The 26365-nt window shown below is 69.2% G+C and carries 16 protein-coding genes; 9 read left to right on the top strand and 7 right to left on the bottom strand.

The window, feature by feature from the left end; all coding sequences use genetic code 11:
• The first annotated feature begins 2 nt into the window (after positions 1-2).
• The 7 genes from AC07OA_RS15800 to egtB all read left to right on the top strand — a co-directional run bounded on the left by AC07OA_RS15800 (position 3) and on the right by egtB (position 16599).
• Complete coding sequence (locus AC07OA_RS15800; RefSeq protein WP_494664773.1) at positions 3-455, top strand: hypothetical protein; 453 nt, start codon at positions 3-5, stop codon at positions 453-455.
• Positions 456-632: 177 nt separating this feature from the next.
• Complete coding sequence (locus AC07OA_RS15805) at positions 633-6464, top strand: HAMP domain-containing protein (RefSeq protein ID WP_494664774.1); 5832 nt, start codon at positions 633-635, stop codon at positions 6462-6464.
• Complete coding sequence (locus tag AC07OA_RS15810) at positions 6461-8500, top strand: response regulator (RefSeq protein ID WP_494664775.1); 2040 nt, start codon at positions 6461-6463, stop codon at positions 8498-8500. Before AC07OA_RS15805 ends, AC07OA_RS15810 begins: the two co-directional genes overlap by 4 nt.
• Positions 8501-8613: 113 nt before the next feature.
• Complete coding sequence (locus AC07OA_RS15815; RefSeq protein ID WP_494664776.1) at positions 8614-9318, top strand: glutathione S-transferase N-terminal domain-containing protein; 705 nt, start codon at positions 8614-8616, stop codon at positions 9316-9318.
• A gap of 138 nt (positions 9319-9456) precedes the next feature.
• Positions 9457-13806, top strand: a complete 4350-nt coding sequence (locus AC07OA_RS15820; protein ID WP_494664777.1) for a PAS domain S-box protein — start codon at positions 9457-9459, stop codon at positions 13804-13806.
• Position 13807: 1 nt separating this feature from the next.
• Positions 13808-14278: a response regulator transcription factor gene (locus AC07OA_RS15825; protein ID WP_494664778.1), complete on the top strand. Its 471-nt coding sequence runs from the start codon at positions 13808-13810 to the stop codon at positions 14276-14278.
• A gap of 149 nt (positions 14279-14427) precedes the next feature.
• Complete coding sequence (egtB, locus tag AC07OA_RS15830; RefSeq protein ID WP_494664779.1) at positions 14428-16599, top strand: ergothioneine biosynthesis protein EgtB; 2172 nt, start codon at positions 14428-14430, stop codon at positions 16597-16599.
• A gap of 59 nt (positions 16600-16658) precedes the next feature.
• Here the strand turns inward: egtB and AC07OA_RS15835 are convergent, their stop codons facing one another.
• Positions 16659-16868: a KGG domain-containing protein gene (locus AC07OA_RS15835; protein WP_012285637.1), complete on the bottom strand. Its 210-nt coding sequence runs from the start codon at positions 16866-16868 to the stop codon at positions 16659-16661.
• Between the two features lie 9 nt (positions 16869-16877).
• Positions 16878-17045 carry a hypothetical protein gene (locus AC07OA_RS15840; protein ID WP_494664780.1) on the bottom strand — a complete coding sequence of 56 codons (168 nt, stop codon included), beginning with the start codon at positions 17043-17045 and terminating at the stop codon, positions 16878-16880.
• Positions 17046-17254: 209 nt separating this feature from the next.
• Here AC07OA_RS15840 and AC07OA_RS15845 point away from each other — a divergent pair, with 209 nt between their 5' ends.
• The gene (locus AC07OA_RS15845) at positions 17255-17833 is read left to right on the top strand and encodes a DUF1345 domain-containing protein (protein ID WP_494664781.1); all 579 of its coding nucleotides are present in this window, start codon (positions 17255-17257) and stop codon (positions 17831-17833) included.
• On the opposite strand, the gene AC07OA_RS15850 is transcribed toward AC07OA_RS15845, so the two are convergent.
• The 5 genes from AC07OA_RS15850 to AC07OA_RS15870 form a co-directional block, all read right to left on the bottom strand.
• Positions 17830-18681 (bottom strand): hypothetical protein, encoded by an 852-nt coding sequence (locus tag AC07OA_RS15850; protein ID WP_494664782.1) that lies wholly within the window; start codon positions 18679-18681, stop codon positions 17830-17832. The genes AC07OA_RS15845 and AC07OA_RS15850 overlap by 4 nt on opposite strands.
• Positions 18682-18768: 87 nt before the next feature.
• A complete protein-coding gene (locus tag AC07OA_RS15855) occupies positions 18769-20286 on the bottom strand; it encodes an ATP-binding protein (RefSeq protein WP_494664783.1) in 1518 nt (505 codons plus the stop codon).
• Complete coding sequence (locus AC07OA_RS15860; protein WP_494664784.1) at positions 20283-21059, bottom strand: response regulator; 777 nt, start codon at positions 21057-21059, stop codon at positions 20283-20285. The genes AC07OA_RS15855 and AC07OA_RS15860 overlap by 4 nt, the downstream gene beginning before the upstream one ends.
• 113 nt (positions 21060-21172) lie before the next feature.
• Positions 21173-21889: an MBL fold metallo-hydrolase gene (locus AC07OA_RS15865; RefSeq protein ID WP_494664985.1), complete on the bottom strand. Its 717-nt coding sequence runs from the start codon at positions 21887-21889 to the stop codon at positions 21173-21175.
• 87 nt (positions 21890-21976) lie between these two features.
• Positions 21977-23560 (bottom strand): amino acid permease, encoded by a 1584-nt coding sequence (locus tag AC07OA_RS15870; protein WP_494664785.1) that lies wholly within the window; start codon positions 23558-23560, stop codon positions 21977-21979.
• A gap of 275 nt (positions 23561-23835) precedes the next feature.
• On the opposite strand from AC07OA_RS15870, the gene hrpB reads away from it, so the two are divergent.
• On the top strand, positions 23836-26277 hold the full coding sequence (hrpB, locus tag AC07OA_RS15875) for an ATP-dependent helicase HrpB (protein WP_494664786.1): 2442 nt from the start codon (positions 23836-23838) through the stop codon (positions 26275-26277).
• Positions 26278-26365 lie beyond the last annotated feature (88 nt).

Genomic DNA, 26365 nt, shown 5'->3' on the forward strand with positions numbered 1-26365 from the left:
GCGTGATCCGATCCCCGCGAAAGACGGCGCTGCTGGCCGTGCTGGCGTTCGGCTTGGCCGGCGCGGCCCAGGCCCAGGACTATGTCCGACCGGATTGCCGGGGCCTGTTGACCGCGCCCCGTTTCGACACGCCCGAGCACGTGCGCTGGTACAAGCGCTTCTGGACGGGCGAGTGCGATCACCTGCCGATGTGCTTTCCCGGCTCGCCCAACTGGAACGACATCGTCGGCAAGCTGCTGACGCGGGGCGGTCCCAGCGAGCAGTCGGCGTTGCTGCCCAAGGCCTGCCGCCTGGGCCAGACGATCGGGCAGGAATGGTCGCGCAACAAGAAGATCCGCCGCATCGACACCGGCGATCTGAAGATCTTCAAGGCCCAGCTGGAGGCCTCCGGCGACGCGCTTCGGGGTGTCGAGCAGGTCGAGACCTCGGCCCGGGCCAAGCTGGCGCGTCCCTGATCCGACACCCTAGGTCGTAAGCTTCACAATAAAATCGGAACCAAAGTTTCAGCCCCGCGTTGGAGCCCTTCGGGGGGTCATGGGACCGGCACAGGTTGTTGTAGGCGCGCAATCGCTTTCCGACCTGGGTCGTCGTTCCCTTCAGCGCCGCCCACGTGATCGACGTGGAGTTTTCCTATGCCGGCGGCTCAGACCAAGACCCCTCAACGCGGGCTCGACAATCACCAGCTTCTGGCCGCCTTGCGGGCCTTTCGCCGGGGCGACTTCTCGGTTCGCCTGCCGACCGACCTGTCGGGTCTGGACGGCGAGCTGGCCGAGGCGTTCAACGACGCCGTCGATCTGAACGATCAAATCTCCAAAGAGTTCGCCCGCCTCGGCGAGGTGGTCGGCAAGCAGGGCAAGATCAACCACCGCGCTCGCCTGCCAGGCGCCACCGGTTCGTGGGCCGACAGCGTCGAGGCGGTCAACACCCTGATCACCGACATGGTCCACCCGACCGCCGAAATGGCCCGCGTGATCGGCGCCACCGCCAAGGGCGACCTCAGCCAGACCATGGACCTGGAGAACGAGGAACGCCCCCTGCGCGGCGAGTTCCTGCGCATCGGCAAGGTCGTCAACACCATGGTGGGGCAGCTGGGCTCGTTCGCCTCGGAAGTGACCCGCGTGGCCCGCGAAGTGGGTACGGAAGGCAAGCTGGGCGGCCAGGCCCAGGTGAAGGGCGTGGCCGGCACCTGGAAGGACCTGACCGACAACGTCAACCTCATGGCCGCCAACCTGACCGGCCAGGTGCGGAACATCGCCGAGGTGACCACCGCCGTCGCCAACGGCGACCTTTCGCGCAAGATCACCGTGGACGTGAAGGGCGAGGTGCTGGAGCTGAAGAACACCATCAACACCATGGTGGACCAGCTCAACAGCTTCGCCTCGGAAGTGACCCGCGTGGCCCGCGAAGTGGGTACGGAAGGCAAGCTGGGCGGCCAGGCCAACGTGAGGGGCGTGGCCGGCACCTGGAAGGAGCTGACCGACAACGTGAACCTGATGGCCGGCAACCTGACCGGCCAGGTGCGGAACATCGCCGAGGTGACCACCGCCGTGGCCCGCGGCGACCTTAGCCGCAAGATCACCGTGGACGTGAAGGGCGAGGTGCTGGAGCTGAAGTCGACCATCAACACCATGGTGGACCAGCTGAACGCCTTCGCCTCGGAAGTGACCCGCGTGGCGCGCGAAGTGGGCACCGAAGGCAAGCTGGGCGGCCAGGCCCGCGTGGAAGGCGTGGCCGGCACCTGGAAGGACCTGACCGACAACGTCAACCTGATGGCCGGCAACCTGACCGGCCAGGTGCGGAACATCGCCGACGTCACCACCGCCGTCGCCATGGGCGACCTGTCCAAGAAGATCACCGTGGACGTGAAGGGCGAGGTGCTGGAGCTGAAGAACACCATCAACGTCATGGTGGACCAGCTGAACGCCTTCGCCTCGGAAGTGACCCGCGTGGCGCGGGAAGTGGGCACGGAAGGCAAGCTGGGCGGCCAGGCCAACGTCACCGGCGTCGGCGGCACCTGGAAGGAGCTGACCGACAACGTCAACCTCATGGCCGGCAACCTGACGGGTCAGGTACGGAACATCGCCGAGGTGACCACCGCCGTCGCCATGGGCGACCTCTCCAAGAAGATCACCGTCGACGTGCGCGGCGAGATCCTGGAGCTGAAGAACACCATCAACACCATGGTGGACCAGCTGAACTCGTTCAGCTCGGAAGTGACCCGCGTGGCCCGCGAAGTGGGCACCGAAGGCAAGCTCGGCGGCCAGGCCCAGGTGAAGGGCGTCGGCGGCACCTGGAAGGACCTGACCGACAACGTGAACTTCATGGCCGGCAACCTGACCGGCCAGGTGCGGAACATCGCCGAGGTGACCACCGCCGTCGCCAACGGGGACCTCTCCAAGAAGATCACCGTGGACGTGAAGGGCGAGATCCTGGAGCTGAAGAACACCATCAACGTCATGGTGGACCAGCTGAACGGCTTCGCTTCGGAAGTGACCCGCGTGGCCCGCGAAGTGGGTACGGAAGGCAAGCTGGGCGGTCAGGCCCAGGTGAAGGGCGTCGCCGGCACCTGGAAGGAGCTGACCGACAACGTCAACCTGATGGCCGGCAACCTGACCGGTCAGGTGCGGAACATCGCCGAAGTGACCACGGCCGTGGCCATGGGCGACCTGTCCAAGAAGATCACCGTCGACGTGCGCGGCGAGATCCTGGAACTGAAGAACACCATCAACGTCATGGTGGACCAGCTGAACTCGTTCAGCTCGGAAGTGACCCGCGTGGCGCGGGAAGTCGGCACCGAAGGCAAGCTGGGCGGTCAAGCTCAGGTGAAGGGCGTGGCCGGCACCTGGAAGGACCTGACCGACAACGTCAACTTCATGGCCGCCAACCTGACCGGCCAGGTCCGCAACATCGCCGACGTCACCACCGCCGTCGCCAAGGGCGACCTCTCCAAGAAGATCACCGTCGACGTGCGCGGCGAGATCCTGGAGCTGAAGTCGACCATCAACGTCATGGTGGACCAGCTGAACGGCTTCGCCTCGGAAGTGACCCGCGTGGCGCGGGAAGTCGGCACCGAGGGCAAGCTGGGCGGCCAGGCCCAGGTGCCGGGCGTGGCCGGCACCTGGAAGGACCTGACCGACAACGTCAACATGATGGCCGCCAACCTGACCGGCCAGGTGCGGAACATCGCCGACGTCGTGACCGCCGTCGCCCAGGGCAACCTGAAGCGCAAGCTGACCCTGGACGCCAAGGGCGAGATCGCCTCGCTGGCCGACACCATCAACGGCATGATCGAGACCCTGGCCACCTTCGCCGACCAGGTGACCAACGTGGCCCGTGAGGTGGGTTCGGAAGGCAAGCTGGGCGGCCAGGCCCGGGTGCCCGGCGCCGCCGGCCTGTGGCGCGACCTGACCGACAACGTCAACGAACTGGCCGCCAACCTGACCACCCAGGTCCGCGCCATCGCCGAGGTGTCCACCGCCGTGACCAAGGGCGACCTGACGCGGTCGATCACCGTGGAAGCGTCCGGGGAAGTGGCGGCGCTGAAGGACAACATCAACGAGATGATCCGCAATCTGAAGGATCAGACGTTGAAGAACACCGAGCAGGACTGGCTGAAGACCAACCTGGCCCGGTTCAGCCGCATGCTGCAGGGCGAGCGCGACCTGTCGACCGTGTCGAACCTGGTGCTGTCGGAGCTGGCCCCGCTGATCAACGCCCAGCACGGGGTGTTCTACGTCTCCGACCACGACATCAACGGCGATCCGGTGCTGAACCTGGCCGCCAGCTACGCCTCGAACCCGGGCGACCGGCCGCCGGCCCGGTTGCGCCAGCGCGAGGGCCTGATCGGCCAGTGCGCGGCCGAGCGCCAGCGCATCCTGCTCACCGACGTCCCGGCCGAGTACATCAAGATTAGTTCGGGCCTGGGCGAGGCCGCGCCGCAGAACATCATCGTCCTGCCGGCCCTGTTCGAAGGCGAGCTGAAGGCGGTGATCGAACTGGCCACGTTCGGCAAGTTCAACGAGACCCAGCAGGCGTTCCTCGACCAGCTGATGGAATCCATCGGCATCGTGCTGTCGACCATCGCCGCCAACATGCGGACCGAAGGCCTGCTTGAGCAGTCCCAGCTGCTGACCTCCGAGCTCCAGGCCCAGCAGGGCGAGCTGAAGAAGACCAACGACCGCCTGGAACTGCAGGCCGCTTCCCTGCGCCAGTCCGAGGAACTGCTCCGCTCCAAGCAGGACGAACTGCAGCAGACCAACGCCGAGCTGGAGGACAAGGCGGTCCTCCTGTCGGCCCAGAACAAGCAGGTGGAGGCCAAGAACACCGAGGTCGAGCAGGCCAAGGCGGCGCTGGAGGAAAAGGCCGAACAGCTGGCCCTGACCTCCAAGTACAAGTCCGAGTTCCTGGCCAATATGAGCCACGAGCTGCGCACGCCGCTCAACTCGCTGCTGATCCTCTCCAAGATGCTCAGCGAGAACGCCCAGGGGAACCTCTCTGCCAAGCAGGTGGAGTTCGCGCGCAACATCCACAGCGCCGGCGCCGACCTGCTGGGCCTGATCAACGACATCCTGGACCTGTCGAAGATCGAGAGCGGCACGGTCACCCTCGACATCGGCGAGATGTCGTTCGCGTCCCTGCGCGACCAGACCGACCGGACCTTCTCGCAGCTGGCTCAGGACAAGAAGCTGGACTTCTTCGTCAGCATCGATCCGGCCCTGCCGCGCTCGATGTACACCGACGACAAGCGTCTGCAGCAGGTGATCAAGAACCTGCTCAGCAACGCCTTCAAGTTCACCCAGGCCGGTTCGGTGCGCCTGACCATCGCCCGGGCCGAGGACGGCTGGGCCAGCGGCAACGATCACCTGAACAAGGCCGGCCAGGTGCTGGCCTTCTCGGTCGAAGACACCGGCATCGGCATCCCCGAGGACAAGCAGCGGATCATCTTCGAAGCCTTCCAGCAGGCCGACGGCACGACCAGCCGCAAGTACGGCGGCACGGGCCTGGGCCTGTCGATCAGCCGCGAGATCACCCGCCTGCTGGGCGGCGAGCTGCGGGTCGTCTCGACGCCGGGCCAGGGCAGCACCTTCACCCTGTACCTGCCGCTGAACTTCAGCCCGGCGGCCCAGCCGCAGCCGACCCAGCCGCTGCGTCCGGCGACCTCGCCGACGCCAACCTTCCGCCTTTCGACCACCGAGGCGGGTCTGGTCGAGGCCGCCGAGACGGTGGTCGACGACCGCGAGCAGATCGAGCCGGGCGATCCGGTGGTGCTGATCGTGGAAGACGACACCCGCTTCGCCTCGATCCTGCTGTCGCTGGTCCGCGACGGCGGCTTCAAGGGGGTGGTCACCGGCGAGGGTTCGGCCGTGCCGTCCCTGGCTCGACGCTTCAGCCCCGACGCCATCATGCTGGACATCGGCCTGCCCGACATGGACGGCCTGGCCCTGCTGGACCTGCTCAAGCGCACGCCCGACACCCGCCACATCCCTGTGCAGGTGATCTCGGCCGACGATCATGGCGGCCTTGGCCTGTCGATGGGCGCCTTCGGCTTCACCAGCAAGCCGGTGGAGCGCGAGGCGGTGGCCTCGACCCTCGAGAAGGTCAAGAAGCTGGTCACCGAGACCGGCCGCGCCCCGATCCTGGTCGGCGGCGAGGGCCAGGCGGCCGACGCCCTGCGCGAGGTCTTCGGCGTGCTGAAGGTCGTGCCGGCCTTGTCGGACCTGCCGCGCGACGCTTTCGCCGGCGAGGGCGACTGCCTGGTCATCGACGTCGGCGGCGGACCGGTCGGACCCTATATCGACGCGCTCAAGCACCGAGACACGGCGGCCGGCGTGGCGGTGTTCTACGCGCCCGAGGACCTGGAGCCGGACGATGACCGCCGCCTACGGCTGGCGGTGTTCTCGGGCTTGGCGCGGCTGGCGCGCACGCCCGAGCAACTGATCGACCACGTGACCATGCTGCTGCACGCGCCGCTGGAGCGCCTGTCGCCGCCGGCCCGGCAGATGCTGGCCCAAAGCCGCCATGCCGACGCCGTACTCACCGGTTTGACTGCGGTGGTGATCGACGACGACATCCGCAACATCTTCTCCCTGGCCAGCGCCTTGGAGGAGTACGGCATCGAGCTGCGCTACGCCGAGAGCGGCCGGGCGGGGTTGGAGCTGCTGGACAGCCTGCCGACCGTGGACATGGTTCTGGTCGACATCATGATGCCCGACATGGACGGCTACGAGACCATGCGCGAGATCCGCGCCCGGCCGCAGTTCTCCGACCTGCCGGTGATCGCCGTGACGGCCAAGGCCATGAAAGGCGACCGCCAGAAGTGCATCCAGGCCGGCGCCTCGGACTATGTGTCCAAGCCCGTGGACATCGACCAGCTGATCTCGGTCCTGCGGGTCTCGGTGCAGCGCACCGACGCCCAGCGCCTGGCCGGCGACAACGTCGTGGCCATCCACAGCGCCGCCCAATGACCGTACCCGCCGTCAAGCATCAGGCGATCCCGCCTCCCGAGGACCGGCCTCGCACGCGGATCCTCATCGTCGACGACGACGAGCGCAACGCCTTCGCCGCGATCCAGGCGTTGGAGGCGCTGGGCCAGGAACTGGTGGTCGCCCGGTCCGGCGAGGAGGCCCTGCGCCACCTGCTGACCGACGACTTCGCCGTGATCCTGCTGGACCTGCACATGCCGGGCATGGACGGCTACGAGACGGCCGAGCTGATCCGCCAGCGGCGGCGCAACCGCGACGTGCCGATCGTCTTCCTGACGGCGGTGTTCCGCGACGAAGCGCACATCTTCAAGGCCTATTCGGCCGGGGCCGTGGACGTGGTGTTCAAGCCGGTCGACCCGTTCATCCTTCGCTCCAAGGTGCAGGTGCTGGTCGATCTGCACATCAAGACCCTGGAGCTGGAGCGCGAGTCCGAGAGCCGGCGCCTGCTGATCGAGGAGAACGCCAGGGTCCACGCCGAGAAGCTGGCCGCCGAGCGGGCCCTGCGCCGCACCCAGGAGCGCCAGGAGGCCATCCTACGGGCCCTGCCGGTGGTGTTTCACTCGCGCACGGCCGAGCCGCCCTACGAGCCGCTGTTCGTGGGCGGCAACGTCATGGAACTGACCGGCTTTTCGGCCGATGAGTTCATGGCGACGGCGGACTTCGGCATCAGCCGGGTCCATCCCGACGACGTTGACATCGTGGTCCGCGCCCAGGCCGAGGCCCGGCGCACGGGCGCCTATTCCTGCGAATACCGCTGGCAATGCGCCGACGGCTCGTACCGCTCGCTGATCGACCAGGGCGTGCTGGCGCCCGACGAGGACAGCGGCCGCCAGATGGTGTTCGGCACCCTGCTGGACAACACCGAACGCCGGGGGTTGGAGGAGCAGCTGGGCCACGCCCGCAAGATGGAGGCGGTCGGCCAGCTGACCGGCGGCGTCGCCCACGACTTCAACAATCTGCTGACCGTGGTGCTGGGCAATATCGAGCTGATCCGCCGGCGAACGGGGGAGCAGCACGAGCTGGCCCGCCAGATCGACGCCGTGCGCCAGGCCGCCGAGAAGGGCGGGGCCCTGACCCGGCAATTGCTGGCTTTCTCGCGCCGCCAGCGCCTCAATCCGTTGACGGTGGACCTCAACACCCTGATCGCCGACTTCGCGCCGCTGCTGCGCCAGGCCACGGGCGAGGCCGTCAGCTTGGCGCTGGACCTGTCCGACACGCCGCTGCCGGCCCACCTGGACCCGGCTCAGTTCGAGAGCGCCCTGCTGAACCTGGCAGTCAACGCCCGCGACGCCATGGAGGGCGACGGGGTGCTGACGATCACCGCCCGCCGGACCGCCGGCGACGATCCCAAGGTGGTGGTCTCGGTCAGCGACACCGGCCAGGGCATGGACGCGGACGTGGCCTCGCGTATCTTCGAGCCGTTCTTCACCACCAAGGAAATCGGCAAGGGGTCGGGGCTGGGCCTGTCGCAGGTCTATGGCTTCGTGCGGCAGTCGGGCGGCGAAATCTCGGTCCGCAGCCAGCCGGGGCAGGGGGCCAGGTTCGAGATCCAGCTGCCGCTCAGCCAGGCCAGCCTCAGCGAGCGCGCCGACGACGGCGAGGTGGGCGAGGCCGCGCGCGGCAGCGAGAGCGTGCTGGTGGTCGAGGACGATCCGGCCGTGCTGTCGATGGCCGTCGAGACCCTGGAGGGCCTGGGCTACCAGGTGACGACGGCCAATTCGGCGGCCACCGCCCTCAAGCGCCTGAAGGGGCGCAAGGCCTTCGACCTGCTGTTTTCCGACGTGGTCATGCCGGGCGGCGTCAACGGCGTCGAGCTGGCCCGCCTGGCGCTGGAGGCCCGGCCAGGCCTGAAGGTGCTGCTGACCTCCGGCTATGTGGGCGACGAAGCCGCCTCGTGGGGCAACGACTTCCCGCTGATCGACAAGCCCTATCTGGGGCCGGCCCTGGCTTCGAAGATCCGATCCGTGCTGGAGGTCGATCCGCCCCAGGCCAAGCAACCCAAGGCCAGCCAGGGCTAGCCCCCTCGGTTTCCACAGCTTCGCGCCCGGGCGCGCCTTGTTCCCGCGCGCCGCGGGACCATCTGACAGGCCTGGCCACGCTTCTATGCGACGGCCCTGCCTTCGGAGCGCCCATGACCGATCTTTCAGCCTTCCCCATCACTCAGCGCTGGCCCGCCCAACATCCGGACCAGATCCAGCTCTACAGCCTGCCCACCCCGAACGGGGTGAAGGTGTCGATCATGCTGGAGGAGACGGGGCTGGCCTACGAGCCGCACACGATCAACATCGGCGCCAACGAAACCTGGATCCCGGAATTCCTGTCGCTGAACCCCAACGGCAAGATCCCCGCCATTATCGATCCCGACGGCCCGGACGGCAAACCCTTCGGCCTGTTCGAAAGCGGCGCGATCCTGGTCTATCTGGCCGAGAAGACCGGCAAGTTCCTGCCCCAGGACCCGGCCGCGCGCTACGAGACCCTGGCCTGGGTGTTCTTCCAGATGGCCGCGATCGGCCCGATGTTCGGCCAGCTGGGCTTCTTCCACAAGTTCGCCGGCCGCGAGTACGAGGACAAGCGTCCGCGCGACCGCTACGTGGCCGAATCCAAGCGCCTGCTGGGCGTTCTGGAGGATCGCCTGGAAGGCCGCGACTGGATCATGGGCGACGAATACACCATCGCCGACATCGCCACCCTGGGCTGGGTGCGCAACCTAGTCGGCTTCTACGACGCCGGCGAACTGGTCGACTATGCTGGCCTGAAGAACGTGCCGGCCTGGCTGGAGCGCGGTCTGGCGCGTCCGGCCGTGCAGCGCGGGCTGGAAATCCCCCAGCGCCCCTGACGCCTCCTATCCGGGTTCTCCGGCCGCTCGCCATCTGGCGTTAGTGGCCCGATCCCTCCGACGCGCGAGAATGTCGCAGTCAGCCTTAACCGGTTTTGCGCATCTTTTGACGCAGGCTTCCGCCGTCGGAGGGCCCAGATGAATCTCAACGAAGCGCGGCGTATCCGGGAACTCCGCAACTACGGAATTCTCGACACCTCGCCGGACGAGGCTTTCGACCGCATCACCCGTCTGGCGTGCGATCTGTTCGACACGCCCATCGCTCTGGTCTCGCTGATCGAGCAGGATCGGCAGTGGTTCAAGTCGCGCCAGGGCCTGGACGTCTGCTCGACCTCGCGGGACGGCGCGTTCTGCAACACGGTCATCGAGCAGGGCCCCGAAGCCCTGATGGTCGTCGAGGACGCCACGCGCGACCCGCGCTTCGCCCACTACGACTCCGTCACCGGCGACATGGGGGTGCGCTTCTACGCCGGGGTCGCCCTGACCTCGCCCGACGGCTTCAATCTCGGCACGCTCTGCGTGATCGACACCAAGCCCCGGCCCAGCCCCACCGAGCGCGAGCTGCAGCGCCTGCGCACCCTGGCCCGCATCGTGATCGACGAGCTGGAGCGCGTGCGCGTCTCGCGGGTGCGCTGGGAGCAAGCCCGCCTGCTGCAACTGGCTGAGAAGATGTCCGGCGTGGCGCACTGGCGCTACGACGTGGTCGACCAGGAGCTGTTCTGGTCGGGACTGGTCTACGACATCCACGGTGTCGACCAGCGCACCTTCGCGCCCACCATCGACCGCAACCTGTCGGCTTTCCATCCGGAAGACCGGGAGAGGGTCACCGCGGAGCTGATGGGCGCCATCGAGACCAAGAGCGCCAGCAGCTTCCAGGCGCGCCTGGTCCGACCCGATGGCGAGGTTCGGATCGTGCAGTCGAAGGCCGGCTGCGAAGTGGACGAGCAAGGCAATGTCATCGCCCTGATCGGCCTGTTCCAGGACGTCACCGAGCAGGTCCGGAGCCTGGACAACCTGACCACCAGCGAAGCGCGCTATCGCCTGCTGGCCGAGAACACCTCAGACGTCATCGTGCGCACGGCCATGGACGGCACGCTGCTCTATGTGTCGCCCGCCAGCCGGACGATGGGCTACGAGCCCGAGGAGCTGATCGGCACGGCGGCCGACCGGCTGGTCCACCCCGAGGATCGCGAACGCTTCCTGGCCAATTCGCGGCCGCTCTACAGCGGTCAGGTCCCAGACGCGCCGGCGGATCGCCAGCATCGCTACCTGACCGGCGACGGCCGCTGGGTTTGGCTGGAGGGCAATCCCCGCATCGTCCATGACAGCCAGGGCCGGCCGACCGAGATCGTCAACGTCTTCCGCGACGTGACCGAGCGCCGCGAGCTGCAGGAACGCGCCGACCGCATGGCGCGCATGACGGCCCTGGCCGAGGAGGTCGCGGGCATCGGCTACTGGCGGATCGAGGTCGCCACCGGCGAGGCGACCTGGTCGCCGCACGTGGCGATGCTGTACGGGGTGGACCCCAGCGTCGAGCCGCGTCAGGAGCTCTTCCTCAAGGCCCTGCATCCCGACGACCAGCCGGTCGTCCGCGCGCGGCTCAAGGCGGCCATCGAGGAGGGCGCGGACTGGAAGGGCGCGGTCACCCGCGTCGTCCTGGCCGACGGCGGCCTGCGCTATCTCGAAGGGCACGGTTGCTGCGAGCGTAACGCGGCCGGCCAGGTGGTCGCCGTCTTTGGAACCATCGTCGACATCACCGCTCGCCTGACCGCCGAGATCGTCCGGGCCGAGGATGAGGCTCGCTATCGCGTCATGTCCGAGCGCGTGCTGCTGGCCACGCGGGCCGGCCAGATCGGCGTCTGGGAGTGGGACGTCCAGACCGGCGAGCTGCTGTGGGACGACCGCATGTACGCCCTTTACGGAGTAGAGCCCGGCGCGCCGATGACCGTCGAAGGGTTCGTCGGCCAGGTGCATCCCGACGACCGTGAGGCCGAGCAGGCCTGCGCGCGCGCCGCCATGCGGGGCGAGACGCCCTACGACATGGAGTTCCGCGTGGTGCGTCCGTCGGGCGAGGTGCGCTCGATCCGGGCGCTGGCCACCGTGGTGCGCGCCGCCGACGGCGCGGCGCGACGGCTGGTCGGCACCAATTGGGACGTCACCGACGTCCGCAAGCTGGAGCGCTCGCTGCGCGCCAGCGAGCATCGCGCGCGCAAGCTGATCGCCAACGCCCACCAGGCCATCGTCACCGCCGACGAGGCCGGGCGCATCACCGGCTGGAACCGCCATGCCGAGCTGACCTTCGGCTGGACCACCGAGGAGGCCATCGGCGCCGACCTGGCGATGATCCTGCCGGCCGGCCAGGCGGGCATGGCCGCCTTCCTGGGCGGCGACCTGGGCGACGACATCGACCAACGCATCGAGACGGCCGCCTGCCGCAAGGACGGCGTGGAGATCCCGATCGAGCTGGCGATCAGCGCCGTGCGCGACGCGGCCGGCTGGGAGATGACGGCGCTGATGCACGACATCAGCGAGCGCAAGGAACAGCTGGAGCTGTTCGAGAACGCCTTCGAGCACGCCGTGATCGGCAAGTGCCTGGTCGGGCTGAACGGCCGGTTCCTGAAGGTCAATTCCGCGCTCTGCGAGATGGTGGGCTACGGCCGCGACGAGCTGCTGGCCCTGGATTTCCAGGCGATCACTCACCCCGACGACCTGGACGCCGACCTCAGCCTGGTGGCCGACCTCTTCAGCGGCAGAATCTCGACCTATCGGATGGACAAGCGCTACATCCGCAAGGACGGCGGGGCGGTCTGGATCCAGCTGTCGGTCTCGCGCGTCGACAATCCGGACGGCTCGCCGCGCTATTTCATCTCTCAGATCGAGGACCTGACCGCTCGCCGCGCCGCCGAGGCCGCGTTGAAGGACAGCGAGGCCCGCTACCGGCTGATGGCCGAGAACACCACCGACATGATCCTGACCGCCGACCTGACCGGCAAGATCACCTTCGTGGCCGCCTCGTGCGAGGTGCTGATCGGCTATGCGCCCAGCGAAGTGATGGGGCGCGGCGCCGCCGATCTGGCCTATCCGGAAGAGCGGGTGCGGGTGCGACGGGTCTACAGCAACCTGGCCAAGGGCAAGCCCGCCGGACGCGTGCGCTGGCGTGTGCCGCACAAGACCGACGGCCACGAGGTCTGGCTGGAGTCGAACCCCTCGCTGCTGCGCGACCCGGCCACCGACGCGCCGACCGGCTTCCTGGACGTGATCCGCGACGTGACCGCCCAGGTCGCCCAGGAAGAGGCCCTGGCCAAGGCCCGCGCCGAGGCCGAAGCCGCCGCCACGGTGAAGGGCGAGTTCATGGCCAATATGAGCCACGAGATCCGCACGCCCCTGACCGCCGTCATCGGCTTTTCGGGCCTGTTGTCCCAGCGGCCCGAGCTGGACGAGCTGTCGCGACGGTTCGTGCAGCGGATCTCCGGCGCCGGCCAAGCGCTGCTGGCCCTGGTCAACGACGTGCTGGACTTCTCCAAGCTGGAGGCCGGCCAGTTCGAGATCACGCCGCGTCCCGTCTCGCCCCTGGCCCTGGCCCAGGAGGCCCTGGCCCTGTTCGCCCCACAAGCCGACAACAAGGGCCTGTGGCTGGAATGCGAGGCCGAGGGCGAGCTGCCCGAGCGGGTGATGATCGACCCCGACCGGGTCCGCCAGGTGTTGCTCAACCTGGTCGGCAACGCCGTGAAGTTCACCGATCACGGCGCGGTGCGGCTGTTCGTGGCCTATGACGCCGACGCGGCCAGGCTGCGCATGCGGGTCGAGGATACGGGCGCGGGCATGAGCCTCGAGCAGCAGACCAAGCTGTTCCAGCGGTTTTCGCAGGTCGACGCCTCGTCGACCCGCAAGCACGGCGGCACCGGCCTGGGCCTGGCGATCTGCAAGGGCCTGACCGAGGCCATGGGCGGCGATATCGCCGTGTCCAGCGCGCCGGGCGGCGGCTCGATCTTCAGCTTCCACATCGCCGCCGAGGCGGTGGCCGATCCGGCCGCCGACGTCGACCTGTCGACGACCGAGGGCGAGGGCGGGCGTCTGGACGGCGTGCGCGTGCTGGTGGTCGACGACAATCCGGTCAATCGCGAACTGGCCCGCACCATCCTGGAGCACATGGGCGCCGAGGTGACCGAGGCCGCCGGCGGTCGCGCGGCGGTCGAGACGACCGCCCTGGAGCCGTTCGACTGCATCCTGATGGACCTGCGGATGCCCGAGCTGTCCGGCGCCGACGCCCTGGTCGAGATCCGGGAGCGCCCCGGGCCCAACCAGGAGGTGCCGATCCTGGCCTTCACGGCCGACGCGGACCTGAGCCTGCTGGAGCAGCATCACGGTTTCGACGGCATGGTGTCCAAGCCGATCCTGGCGCCCGAGCTGATCGGCGCGGTGGACGCCTGCACCCGCTGGGAAGGGATGGTGGACACGGTCGCTCAGCGCGACGCCGTGGAGGCCTGACATGGCCCGAACGCGCGTCCTGGTGGTCGAGGACGATCCGCTTATCCTGGACCTGATCACCACCCGTCTCGATATCGCCGGCTACGACACCTATTTCGCCCGCGACGGCTTCGAGGGGCTGGCGCGCCTGCATGAGCTGCGGCCGTCGGCCCTGGTGCTGGACATCAACATGCCGCGCCTCGACGGCTTTGGCCTGCTGCGCAAGATGCGGCTGGAGGGGCTCAATACCCCGACCATGGTGCTGACGGCCCGCAACCAGCCCGACGACGTTCGGCAGGCGATCCAGCTCGGCGCGCGGGATTTCCTGGCCAAGCCGTTCAAGGACGATCAGCTGCTGCAGCGGGTGGGGCGGCTGTTGAGGCGCGCGCCGTCGCGATCGGTGGAGTCGGCTCCCAAGCCGGAAGCCTCGCCCGCCGAACCGCCGCCGGTCATGCTGCCGATCGACGACGGGCCCGAGCCTTTCCTGCTCTGACCGGGCGGCGGCCGGCCTTCGTTCTTCGACCTTCGTTCACTTTTTATTCCCCGGCGGCTTGAACCGCCCGGGGGGAACACTCAAGTTGCTTATTCGTTGAGCTCCTCGGGTGGCGGCAAGCTCCCGACCAAGGGCGGCCAGGAGAGCGCATGAGTCCCGACGACACCCCTTCGCGGGAGGCCTCCGAGGCCCGCGCCATCGCCTTGGTCGATCGCTATCTGGCGGTCCGGCGGCGCACCGAGACCCTGGCCCGGCCGCTGTCGCCCGAGGACCAGGGCGCGCAGTCGATGCCCGACGCCAGTCCGGTCAAGTGGCACCGCGCCCACACCGCCTGGTTCTTCGAGACCTTCCTGCTGACGCCGTTCCTGCCCGGCTATCGGGTGTTCGATCCGGCCTTCGGCTATCTGTTCAATTCCTACTACGAGGCCGTCGGGCCGCGTCAGCCGCGGCCGCTGCGGGGCCTGATCACCCGGCCGTCGGCGGAAGAGGTCGGCGCCTATCGAGCCCATGTCGACGCGGGCATGGTGCGCCTGCTGACCACGGCCCCGACCGCCGAGGTGATGGAGCGCCTGGACCTGGGCCTGGCTCACGAGGAGCAGCATCAGGAGCTGATCCTGATGGACCTGCTGCATCTGTTCGCCCAGTCGCCCCTGCAGCCGGCCTATCGCGACGCCCCGCCGGCCCAGCGTCCCGCCGCCGCCTCGCTGCGGTTCGTCGCCTTCGAGGGCGGGCTGGTCGAGATCGGCGACGAGGGGCCGGGCTTCGCCTTCGACAACGAGCGGCCTCGGCACAAGGCCTTCCTCCAGCCGTATCGCCTGGCCGACCGCCTGACGACCAATGGCGAGTGGATCGCCTTCATCGAGGACGGCGGCTATCGCCGGCCCGACCTGTGGCTGTCCGACGGCTGGGCGGCGGTCAACGAGCAGGGCTGGGAAGCCCCGCTCTACTGGCGACGGGAGGAGGGGGCGACCTGGTCGCTCATGACCCTGTCCGGCCGCCGGCCCGTCGATCCCGACGCGCCCGTGGGCCATGTCAGCTATTACGAGGCCGCCGCCTTCGCCGCCTGGTCGGGGCGCCGCCTGCCGACCGAGACCGAGTGGGAGGCCGCCGTGACCGCGCCGGAAGGGCAGGGCCTTCGCCAGACCTCGGACGAGGCCTGGCAATGGACCGCCAGCCCGTATGTCGCCTATCCGGGCTTCAAGCCGGGGGCCGGCGCGTTGGGCGAGTACAACGGCAAATTCATGATCAACCAGATGGTCCTGCGGGGCGGCGCGGCCGAGACCCCGCCTGGCCATGCGCGGCCGTCCTATCGCAACTTCTTCCACCCGGCCCAGCGCTGGGCGTTCACCGGGGTTCGCCTGGCCGATGACATAGACGCGCCGGACCGCGAGACCGCCGGGCCAGCTTCGACCTTCCTGGATGATGCGGTGGCCGGCCTGACCGGGTCCCGCAAGACCCTGCCGGCCAAGTATTTCTATGACGCCGAGGGCTCGCGCCTGTTCGAGGCGATCTGCGACCTGCCCGAATACTATCCCACCCGCACCGAGACGGCGCTGCTGAAGCGGATCGCGCCCGAGATCGCCGCCCGGGTCTGCGACGGCGCGGCCCTGGTCGAGTTCGGCAGCGGGGCCAGCACCAAGACCCGCCTGCTGCTGGACGCCATGCCCCAGCTGGCGGTCTATGTGCCCATCGACATCAGCCCGTCGGCCCTGGACGAGGCCAGCCAGGCGCTGCGTCGCGACTATCCGGGTCTGACCGTCGCGCCCCTGGTCGACGATTTCACCCAGGCCGTGCGCCTGCCGGCGGCGGCGCGGGGACGGCCGGTGACGGGCTTCTTCCCGGGCTCGACCATCGGCAATTTCGCCCCGGCCGAGGCCGAAGCCTTCCTGCGCGGCGCCCATGCCCTGCTGGGCGAGGGTTCGATGTTCGTGGTCGGGGTCGATATCGCCAAAAGCCCGGACGTGCTGGTGCCCGCCTATGACGACGCTCAAGGCGTGACGGCGGCGTTCAACAAGAACGTGCTGGCGCGGATCAACGGCGAACTGGGCGGCGATTTCGATCTCGACGCCTTCGATCACCGCGCGGTGTGGAACGCCGAGGAAAGCCGCATGGAGATGCATCTGGTCAGCCGTATCGACCAGACGGCGCACCTGGCGGGTCATGAGATCCGGTTCGCGGCCGGAGAAACGATCCACACCGAGAACTCGTACAAGTACGCGCCCGAGGCGTTCGTGGACCTGGCCCGTCGCGCAGGCTGGAAGGTCGCGGCGCGCTGGATCAGCGACAGCCCGAGCTTTGGCGTCTTCGCCCTGGCCGGCTGAGGCGGGCGGCGTTCAGATCGGAGAGCGGCCGCGGTCGTATGACCGCGGCCGACTTCGTGTCAGGCGTCGCGGCCGGACAGGCGTCCGCCGCCGCGCGACGAGGAGCCGCCCTTGCGGCCCGCATTGGCCGCGAGGTCGCGATCCTTGGCGAAGCTGCGCTTTTCGCTGGGAACACTGGCGCCCCCTTTGCGCGCGATTTCGCGGCGGCGTTCGGGATCCATGGCGGCGAAGCCTCGGCGGCCGCGGGGCCGTTCGGTGTCGAGGTCCATAGGTTGCTCCTAATCGGGACTGGTCACGGGGGGGAACGGCGCGTCAGAGGCGTCATAGGGCCGGTCGTCACCGGGCTGCACGGGCGGCTCTCGCATCGGCTCTTCTTCGGGCACGGAGCCCGGATCGTATTCCGGCGGCGAGGGTTCGATCGGCGGCGGGGCTTCGGGGTCGGTCATGGCGTCCTTCCACGTGTTCCAGTGAAGTAACTGGCCAAGCCGCGTTCGGTTCACGCCTGAGGCGAGACAAAATTGCAGAGTTTGGTGTTAACCATCGGAACGACAAGGTGAACCCGATGACCAAGGCCCCGCCGAAAAAGCCCGAAAGCGTAGCAATATCGCGCCATTGGCGACTTCTGGCGGCGGCTGTCGCGGGGGTTTTGGGCTGGTTGGCGGCCCGTCACCTGAAAGCGCCGGTCAGCAGCCATATCCTGATCGGCTGGGACGTCTGCGCCCTGGTCTATGTGACGACCACCTGGCATCTTTTCCTGACCGCCGACGAGGCCGAGGTGCGCCGTCGGGCCGCCGCCGAGGACGAAAAGCCCTCGGCGATCCTGGGCATGATCCTGGCGGCGATCCTGATGAGCCTGGCCGCGGTGATCGCCGCCATGCTCAACGCCCGCAACGCCGAACCCAGCGTCCAAGCCATCACCGCCACCTGCGCGGGGATCACCCTGGTGCTGTCCTGGATCGTCCTGCACTCGGTCTTCACCCTGCACTACGCCCACCGCCATTTCGGCGACGGCACGGGCAAGCCGGGGATCTATTTCCCGGGCGAGCCGGCCCGGACCTATCTCGATTTCGGCTATCTGGCCTTCAGCATCGGGGCGACCTTCCAGGTGTCGGACAACAACATCCTGACCGCGCGCCTGCGCAACCTCGTCACGGCCCAGGCCGTCTGCGCCTATTTCTACAACACCGCCGTGCTGGCCCTGGGGATCAACATCATCGCCGGCCTGGTCGGCTAGCGCCGGGGCGGGCCGTCCTTGGCCTGGCCCTCCAGGCGCGCCTGGAGCGGGGTCTTGGGCAGTTCGGCCAGGCGCAGGCGGCCGTCGTGGTCGGTGTCGAGCAGGGCGAAGCGCGACTTGGCGGCCTTGCCGGCCTCGGCGCGGGTGATGCGGCGGTCGAAGTCGCCGTCAGAAGCCATCACGGGCTGCGGCTCGGCCAGCAGGCTGTAGGGCGCGGCGCCTTGCAGCATGCCGCCCATGAGGCCACCGCCACCGCGCTTGCCGCGGCCACCGCCGTCCGGAGGCCCGTCGTCCTGGCCCGCGAAGCCGAGGCCGCCCGGGAAGCCACCGCCGCCGGGAGGTCCGCCGCGACCGCCGCCGCGTCGTCCGCCGCCGGGCGGGCCGCCCTGACCGCCACGGCCGCCGCCGTCGCCCTGGAAGCCCTGCAGGATCTCGGGCGCGACCTTGGTCTCGTAGGCCGAGACCTCGAAACCGTCGATGACGCCGTTGTGGTCGGTGTCCAGCGTGTCGAAGAAGCGCAGGGCGTCGGCCACGAACTCGTCGCGGGTCAGGGCGCCGTCGTGGTCGGCGTCGGCGCCGGCGAACCATGCCGCGACCGGGTAGGGGGCGCCGGGCTCGGCGCGGAAGGGCTCGCCGGCCGGGCTGATGAATAGCTGCGGATGGGCGCGGCGCGGCGGACCGCCAGGCTCGCCTTCGCCGGGCGGACGAGGCCGGGGCGCCTTGCCCCAGTCGCCGCCTGGACCATCCTGCGGCGGGCCGGAGGCGCAGGCCCCCAGGCACAGGGCGGCGAACATCAGGACACAGGTGGCCCGAAAATTGGCGAAGGGGAGGTTGGCGAAGCTCTGCATGCCTCGATCAACCCCACCGGCATGTCCGGCGTATGGCGCAGCTTTTGCGGCTCCGAAACAAAGCCGGAGCCACGCCGATACATTTGGCTAGAACGGCAGCTCCACACGCGCCCGCAGGCCGCCTTCGGGCAGGTTGTGCAGGGTCGCGTCGCCGCCATGGGCGCGGGCCACCGAGCGCACCACGGCCAGGCCCAGGCCGATGCCGCCGGTCTCGCGGTTGCGCGACGGTTCACTGCGGAAGAACGGCTCGAACACGCGGTCCAGCTCGGCGGGCGCGATACCGGGACCCTTGTCGTCGATCTCGATCACCGCCAGATGGCCCTCGGCGCGGACCCGGCCCTGGACCGAGCCGCCGTACTTCAGGCCGTTCTCGACCAGGTTGGTCAGCAGCCGGCGCAGGGCGACGGGATCGCCCTCGATGATGATCTTCTCGCCCAGCTCGACCGACGCCTGGCCGCCAGTCTCGGCGGCTTCGTCGATGATGCTCTCCAGCAGCGAGGCCAGCTCCAGCTTGGTGCGCTCGGCCGGACGGGTGGTGTCGCGCACGAAGGCCATGGTGGCGGCGATCATCGCCTCCATCTGGTCGATGTCGCTGGCCAGCTTGCCGCGGATGTCGTCCGGCACGGCCTCGATGCGGAAGCGCAGGCGGGTGAGGGGCGTGCGCAGGTCATGGGCCACCGCGCCGATCATCGCCGTGCGGTCCTCGACATAACGGCGCAGGCGCTCCTGCATCATGTTGAAGGCCTTGGCGGCGGCGATCACCTCGGCCGAGCCCTTCAGCTCCAGCGGTGCGGCGCGCGGATCGCGGCCCAGCCGCTCGGCGGCGCCGGCGAAGGCGGTGATGGGACCCGACAGCTGACGGGCGAACAGCCAGGCCAGGGGCGCCACGCTCAGCACGGAGAGGCCCAGGATCAGCAGGATGCGCTGCTGCCAGGTGTCGAAGCGGATGGCCGGCTTGGGCTCCACCACCGTCCAGCGGCCATTGTCCTGCTGGACCGCCAGCTTGAAGTCGCCGACGACGAACGGCTCCTCGCGAGGGAACTCCGGGCCCTTGAAATCGGGGCCGCCCTTGAAGTCGCGTCCCTTGAAATCGTTACGGGGCGGTCGGGGACCGTCACGCCCGTCCGGCGGGCCGCCGGGACCGCGAGGCCCGTCTGGGCCATCCGGACCACCGGGGCGTCCCGGGCCGTCGCGGTGCGGCATGCCCTGGTTCAGGGTGCGCTTCTGGGTGCGGACGAAGAAGCGGGGGCCGGTGTCGACGTCCATCTCGATGCGGGCCGGATCGGTCCCGACCAGGCGCGCCACGGCGGTCTTGAACTCGGCGCGGCGACGGTTGTCGACCAGGCCCCGGATCGGGCCGGCATGGCGGCGGATCACCAGGGGGCGACCGTCGCGCGGCTGCACCGTCTGACCGGTCTTCAGGGCGCGCGCGATCTCGCTCAGCCGATAGACCTCGGGCGGCGGCGGCGGCAGGGTGAAGACCACGGCGATGGCGATCAGCTGGGCCGCCACCAGCGTCACGATGACCAGGCCCAGGGCCTGGACGAACAGCGGAGCGCCGCTCAAGCCTCCGGCCCGCAGGACGGGCCGCTCGCGGTCGGTCATGGGGTGCGGGTGACCTTGGAGGTGAACATGTAGCCTTCGCTGCGGATCGTGCGGATCAGCTCGCCGCCGCCGCCGTCGTCCAGCTTGCGGCGCAGACGGCTGATCTGGACGTCGATGGCGCGGTCATAGGCGTCGCTCTCGCGGCCCCGGGCCAGGTCCAGCAACTGGTCGCGGGTCAGGACGCGTTGCGGGCGCTCGACGAAGGCGCGCAGCAGCGAGAATTCGCCGCTCGACAGATTGACCACCACCGACTGCGGCGAGCGCAGTTCGCGGCGCACCAGGTCCAGGCGCCAGCCGGCGAACTCGCAGGCCGCGCCCATGCCGTCGTCGACGGTGCGCGGTTCCTGGCGGCGGCGCAGCACGGCGCGGATTCGGGCCAGCAGCTCGCGCGGATTGCAGGGCTTGGGCAGGTAGTCGTCGGCGCCCAGCTCCAGTCCGACGATGCGGTCGGTTTCCTCGCCCATGGCCGACAGCATAATGATCGCCGGACCGTCGGCGGCCGACAGGCGCCGGCAGATGGCCAGGCCGTCTTCGCCGGGCAGCATGATGTCCAGCACGATCAGGTCGACCGGGCCTCGGGCCAGGGCCTGTTCCATGGTCCGGGAATCGGAGGCGGTGTCGATGGCGTAGCCGTGGCGACCGAGGAAATCGGCCACCACGTCGCGGATGCCCGGATCGTCGTCGACGATCAGGATGCGCGCGCCGCGCGCCGGGTCGGTGATTTGGCCGGATGCCGCGACGGACGCCAGCACGGGATCTTGCGAACTTTCCATGACACGTTCTTTCCACGCCCCCATAACCAGCAGATTTCACGCCTGAAACAGGGACGCAACCCGCGCCTGCGACCAATCTTCGCAAGGCGTGGCCGCAGCGGGGCGGTTTGGTGTCAGCCCGGAGACCGGTTGATCGGCGCCGCGTAGTCCGGGCCTTCGATGTTCATCGCCTCGATGGCCAGGTCGCCGACGAACGGGTTGGTCTTGCGCTCGGCGCCGAAGGTCGACATCGGGCCGTGGCCGGGCACGAACTGCACGTCGCCGCCCAGCGGCCACAGCTTGCCGGTGATGGCGTCCAGCAGGTCCTGGTGATTGCCGCGCGGGAAGTCAGTGCGGCCGATGGAGCCCTTGAATAGCACGTCGCCCACCTGGGCGAAGCGCGCCTCGCGGTGGAAAAACACCACGTGGCCGGGCGTGTGGCCGGGGCAGTGCAGAACCTCGAACTGGGTCTCGCCCAGGGTCACCACGTCGCCGTCTTCCAGCCAGCGGTCGGTGACGAAGGTCCGGGCCTCGGGGATGCCGTACATTTCCCCGCTTTCCTGGATACGGTCGATCCAGAACTGGTCGTCCTTGTGCGGCCCCTCGATGGGGACGCCGGTCAGGCGCTTGAGCTCGGCCGCGCCGCCGGCGTGGTCCATGTGGCCGTGGGTGATCCAGATCTTTTCCAGGGTCAGGCCCTGGTCTTCCAAGCCCTTCATCAGGCGCGGAACTTCGCCGCCCGGATCGATGACGGCGGCCTTCTTGGTCTTGGCGCACCAGACGATCGTGCAGTTCTGCTGCAGCGGCGTGACCGGCGCGATGACGGCGCGGATCGGCATCTCGGCCATGATGCGGGCTCCAGAAACGAAAACGGGCGGAGATCCGAAGACCTCCGCCCGTCCGAACTAAGCGTTATGGACGCCCGTTCAAGTCTTATCTCAGTCTTGGCCGGGCACGCCGGTGGGCGGCGCGTCGGTGTCCAGTTCATGGACTTCGTCGGTGATGCCGCGGCCGACATGGCTCTTGCGGAAGCCGTAGGCGAAGTAGATCACCAGGCCCAGCCCGCCCCAGATCGGCAGGACGGCCATGGCTTCGAGCGGCAGGTTGAAGTAGAGGCCCGCGCAGCCGATCATCGCCAGGGGCGCGATCAGCCAGACCATCGGCGTCTTGAACGGACGCGGACGGTTGGGATCCTTCACCCGCAGCACCATCACCGCGATCGCCACCATGAAGAAGGCGAACAGGGTGCCGGAGTTGGAGATGTCGGCCAGCTGGCCCACCGGGAAGAAGGCCGCGGCGATGGCCACGCAGACGCCGGTGAAGATCGTCACGACGTGCGGCGTCTTCCACTTCGGGTGGATGGTGGCCCAGCTTTGCGGCAGCAGGCCGTCACGGGCCATGACGAAGAAGATGCGGGTCTGGCCGTAGATCATCATCAGGATGACCGAGGGCAGGGCCAGGTTGGCGGCCAGGCCCAGCAGGTTGCCGACGACCGGCCAGTTGATCTCGCGCAGGACGTGGGCGAGGGCTTCGTTCGAGCAGACCAGGCGGCCGGCGTTTTCGGTGGTGGCGCAGGCGGCCTGGAAGGCGGCCGAGCCCGGCTGGACGACCGAACCGTCGAGCGCCAGCACCGGCTGGGCGCCGATGGCGCCGATCGCGCCGGCGGCGACCAGCAGGTAGAAGATGGTGCAGATGCCCAGGCTGCCGATCAGGCCGATCGGCACGTTGCGCTGCGGGTTCTTGGTCTCTTCGGCGGCGGTCGAGACCGCGTCGAAGCCGACATAGGCGAAGAAGATCGAGGCGGCGGCGCCGACCACGCCCATGCCCGTCGTCCCGTGCGGGCCGAACCAGCCGTTGGGGGTGAAGGGCGAGAAGTTGCCGGTCTTCAGCACCGGAATGGTCAGGATGACGAACGCCGTCAGGGCCGTGACCTTGATCACCACCAGCACGGCGTTGACGCGGGCGCTCTCGGTGGTGCCGCGCACCAGCAGGGCGGTGACGGTCAGGGCCACCAGGATGGCCGGAATGTTGACGATGCCCTTGCTGAAATCGGCGGCCGGCATCCAGCCGTTCATCGACCAGGCGGGACCGGATCGCAGGAGGTCGGGCCAGTGGAAATGCAGGGCGTTCTCGATCAAGCCGAGGAAGTAGCCCGACCAGCCGACCGACACGGCGGAGGCGGCCACGGCATATTCCAGGATCAGGGCCCAGCCGACCATCCAGGCCAGCAGTTCGCCCATCACGGCGTAGGTATAGGTGTAGGCAGAGCCCGAAACCGGCACCATCGAGGCCAGTTCCGAATAGCAGAGCGCGGCGATGGCGCAGACGGCGCCGGCGATCACGAAGCTCCACATCATGCCCGGGCCGGCCTTCTGGGCGGCGGCGGCGGTCAGAACGAAGATGCCGGTGCCGATGATGGCGCCGACCCCGAGAAGGGTGAGTTGGACAGGGCCGAGCGAGCGATGCAGCGACTTCTTCTCGGCCGTTGCTAGAATCGCATCCAGTGACTTAACGCGCCACATATTTCCTCCAGAGACCCGCGGCTCCCCCCGGGGCTGCCACGTAGATAAATTTTGCGGACCGTGGCCCGGTTATCGGGACGCGGTCAAGGTAAAGCGGAGGCTGTGCGTAATTGTTCGCCCCTGTGTGTGCAATACGAGCCATGCCGTGCCGGGCCGTTGTTGCGTCGCAGCACGCTTGCTGACCGTTGCTGCCTCAGGGTTGGGCGGTTTTTCGAAGACCCCGGTTCGACGGCCGGCGCTTGGCGATTTTCCCGCTCGCCCTTAAACCACGCCGCGTGACCCTTCCCATCCACGACGCCTTGTCGGCCCTGAAATCCGCGCTCGCCGCGCGCGAATCCGCCGTGCTGGTGGCCCCGCCCGGCGCGGGCAAGACCACGGTCGTGCCCCTGGCGCTGATGGACGAGCCATGGGCGGCCGGCGGCAAGATCGTCATGCTGGAGCCGCGCCGCCTGGCGGCCCGGGCGGCGGCCTCGCGCATGGCCCAAAGCCTGGGCGAAAGCGTCGGCGAAACGGTGGGTTTTCGCGTGCGTCTGCAGTCGAAGGTATCGGCCAGGACCCGGGTCGAGGTGGTCACCGAAGGCGTCTTCACACGGATGATTCTCGACGACCCGGGCCTGGACGGCGTCAGCGCGGTGATCTTCGACGAGTTCCACGAGCGCAGCCTGGACGCCGACCTGGGGCTGGCCCTGGCCCGCGACGCCCAAGGGCTGGTGCGCGAGGATCTGAAGATCCTGGTGATGTCGGCCACCCTGGACGGGGCGCGGGTCTCGGCCCTGCTAGGCGAGGCGCCCGTGGTCGAGAGCCAGGGCCGGATGTTCCCGGTCGACACCCGCTATCTCGGCCGCGACGAGCGGCAGCGCCTGGAAGAGCGTGTGGTCCGTGCCGTCGAGCGGGCCTTGGCGGAGGAGGCTGGCAGCGTGCTGGTCTTCCTGCCGGGCCAGGGCGAGATCCGGCGGACCGAGACCCTGCTGCGCGAGCGGCTGCGGCGGCCGGACGTGGATGTGGCGCCGCTGTACGGCGCGCTGGATCCCGCCGAGCAGGATCGCGCCGTGGCGCCCGCCCAGCCTGGGCGGCGCAAGGTGGTGCTGGCCACCTCCATCGCCGAGACAAGCCTGACCATCCAGGGCGTGCGGGTGGTGATCGATTGCGGCCTGGCCCGCGTACCGCGCTTCGACCCGTCCAGCGGCCTGACCCGGCTGGAGACCGTGCGGGTGTCGCGCGCCGCCGCCGACCAGCGCCGGGGCCGCGCCGGCCGCACCGAACCGGGCGTCTGCTACCGCCTGTGGGACGAGCCGGAGACGCGCGCCCTGCCGGCCTTCGCCCGACCGGAAATCCTGGAAGCCGACCTGTCCAGCCTGGCCTTGAACCTGGCCCGCTGGGGCGCGCGCGACGCCTCGGGCCTGGCGTTCCTGGACCCGCCGCCCAACGCCGCCTTCACCGAGGCGCGGACCCTGCTGAACCGCCTCCAGGCGCTGGACGGGCAGGGCGGCCTGACCGCCCACGGCCGCGCCCTGGCCGACATGCCCCTGGCGCCTCGCCTGGCCCATATGGTGGTGCGCGCCGCCGCCTCGGGCCAGGCCGAGCGGGGGGCCAAGATCGCCGCCGTGCTCAGCGAGCAGGGTCTGGGCGGCCGCGACGTCGACCTGCGCCACCGGCTGGAAAGCTTCGACCGCGACCGCTCGCCGAGAGCGAAGGACGCCCGGACCCTGGCCGAGCGCTGGGCGCGCGCTGCCGGCAAGCCGTCCGGCGCGGCCGAGCTGGACGATGCCCTGCTGCTGGCCGAGGCCTATTCCGAGCGGGTGGCCAAGGCGCGCGGCAAGCCAGGCGAGTATCAGCTGGCCGGCGGGCGCGGTGTCTATCTGGAGCCGACCGACGCCCTGGCCCGCGAGACCTGGCTGGCGGTGGGCGAACTGGGGGGCGGCGACGCCCGCGATCGCATCCTGCTGGCCGCGCCCCTGGACGAGGCGGGCCTGCGCTCGGCCTTCGCCGATCGGCTGACGGCCGAGGACCGCCTGGAGCCCGACGCCAAGGGGCGGGTCAAGGCCCGTCGTCTGCTGCGGCTGGGCAAGCTGGTGGTCGAGGAGAAGCTGGTCGATCAGGTCGATCCGGCCCTGGTGGTCCGGGCCCTGCTGGATCAGGTAGGCCGCGAGGGCCTGTCGGCCGTGCCCCTGGGCGACGCCTCGGCCTCGCTGCGCGAGCGGATCGCCTTCCTGCGGCGAGGCGATCCGGACACTTGGCCCGACCTGTCCGACGCGGCCCTGCTGGAGCGTCTGCCGGACTGGCTGGAGCCGCTGCTGGCTGGGCGCTCGGCGCTGTCGCAGCTGTCGGACGGCGCCCTGGCGGACGCGATCCGCACCCTGGTCCCGTGGGAGCTGCACCGTCGCCTCGACGCCGAGGCTCCGGCCCGTTTCGCCGCCCCGACCGGCTCGACCTTCGCCATCGACTACGCCGCCGACGGCGGCCCGCGCGTCGATGTGCGGGTGGGGGAGCTTTATGGGATCACGACGCATCCCACGGTGGGCGGGGTTCCGCTGGTGCTGGCCCTGCTGTCGCCGGGGCACAAGCCGATCCAGATCACCCGCGACCTGCCGGGCTTCTGGAAGGGCTCCTGGCGCGAGGTGCGGATCGAGATGAAGGGCCGCTATCCCCGGCACGTCTGGCCGGAGGATCCGGCCGGAGCGGCAGCGACGACGCGAGCGAAGCCTCGGGGGACGTGAGTCAGAGGGGCGCCACTTGCCCCCACCTGACCGCTGCGCGGTCTGTCCGCCCCCATAGGGGGCGGAGCTCCGAAGGCGCGGCGTAAAG

Source organism: Caulobacter sp. GW821-FHT09B08, assembly GCF_059418225.1.

Excerpts from the sequence above, each read along its gene's own strand:
- AC07OA_RS15840 (WP_494664780.1), bottom strand. The coding sequence starts at position 17,045 with ATGACCGACCCCGAAGCCCCGCCGCCGATCGAACCCTCGCCGCCGGAA.
- AC07OA_RS15810 (WP_494664775.1), top strand. The coding sequence starts at position 6,461 with ATGACCGTACCCGCCGTCAAGCATCAGGCGATCCCGCCTCCCGAGGAC.
- AC07OA_RS15835 (WP_012285637.1), bottom strand. The coding sequence starts at position 16,868 with ATGGACCTCGACACCGAACGGCCCCGCGGCCGCCGAGGCTTCGCCGCC.
- AC07OA_RS15850 (WP_494664782.1), bottom strand. The coding sequence starts at position 18,681 with ATGCAGAGCTTCGCCAACCTCCCCTTCGCCAATTTTCGGGCCACCTGT.
- AC07OA_RS15805 (WP_494664774.1), top strand. The coding sequence starts at position 633 with ATGCCGGCGGCTCAGACCAAGACCCCTCAACGCGGGCTCGACAATCAC.
- AC07OA_RS15855 (WP_494664783.1), bottom strand. The coding sequence starts at position 20,286 with ATGACCGACCGCGAGCGGCCCGTCCTGCGGGCCGGAGGCTTGAGCGGC.
- AC07OA_RS15860 (WP_494664784.1), bottom strand. The coding sequence starts at position 21,059 with ATGGAAAGTTCGCAAGATCCCGTGCTGGCGTCCGTCGCGGCATCCGGC.
- AC07OA_RS15815 (WP_494664776.1), top strand. The coding sequence starts at position 8,614 with ATGACCGATCTTTCAGCCTTCCCCATCACTCAGCGCTGGCCCGCCCAA.
- egtB (WP_494664779.1), top strand. The coding sequence starts at position 14,428 with ATGAGTCCCGACGACACCCCTTCGCGGGAGGCCTCCGAGGCCCGCGCC.
- AC07OA_RS15825 (WP_494664778.1), top strand. The coding sequence starts at position 13,808 with ATGGCCCGAACGCGCGTCCTGGTGGTCGAGGACGATCCGCTTATCCTG.
- AC07OA_RS15870 (WP_494664785.1), bottom strand. The coding sequence starts at position 23,560 with ATGTGGCGCGTTAAGTCACTGGATGCGATTCTAGCAACGGCCGAGAAG.
- AC07OA_RS15820 (WP_494664777.1), top strand. The coding sequence starts at position 9,457 with ATGAATCTCAACGAAGCGCGGCGTATCCGGGAACTCCGCAACTACGGA.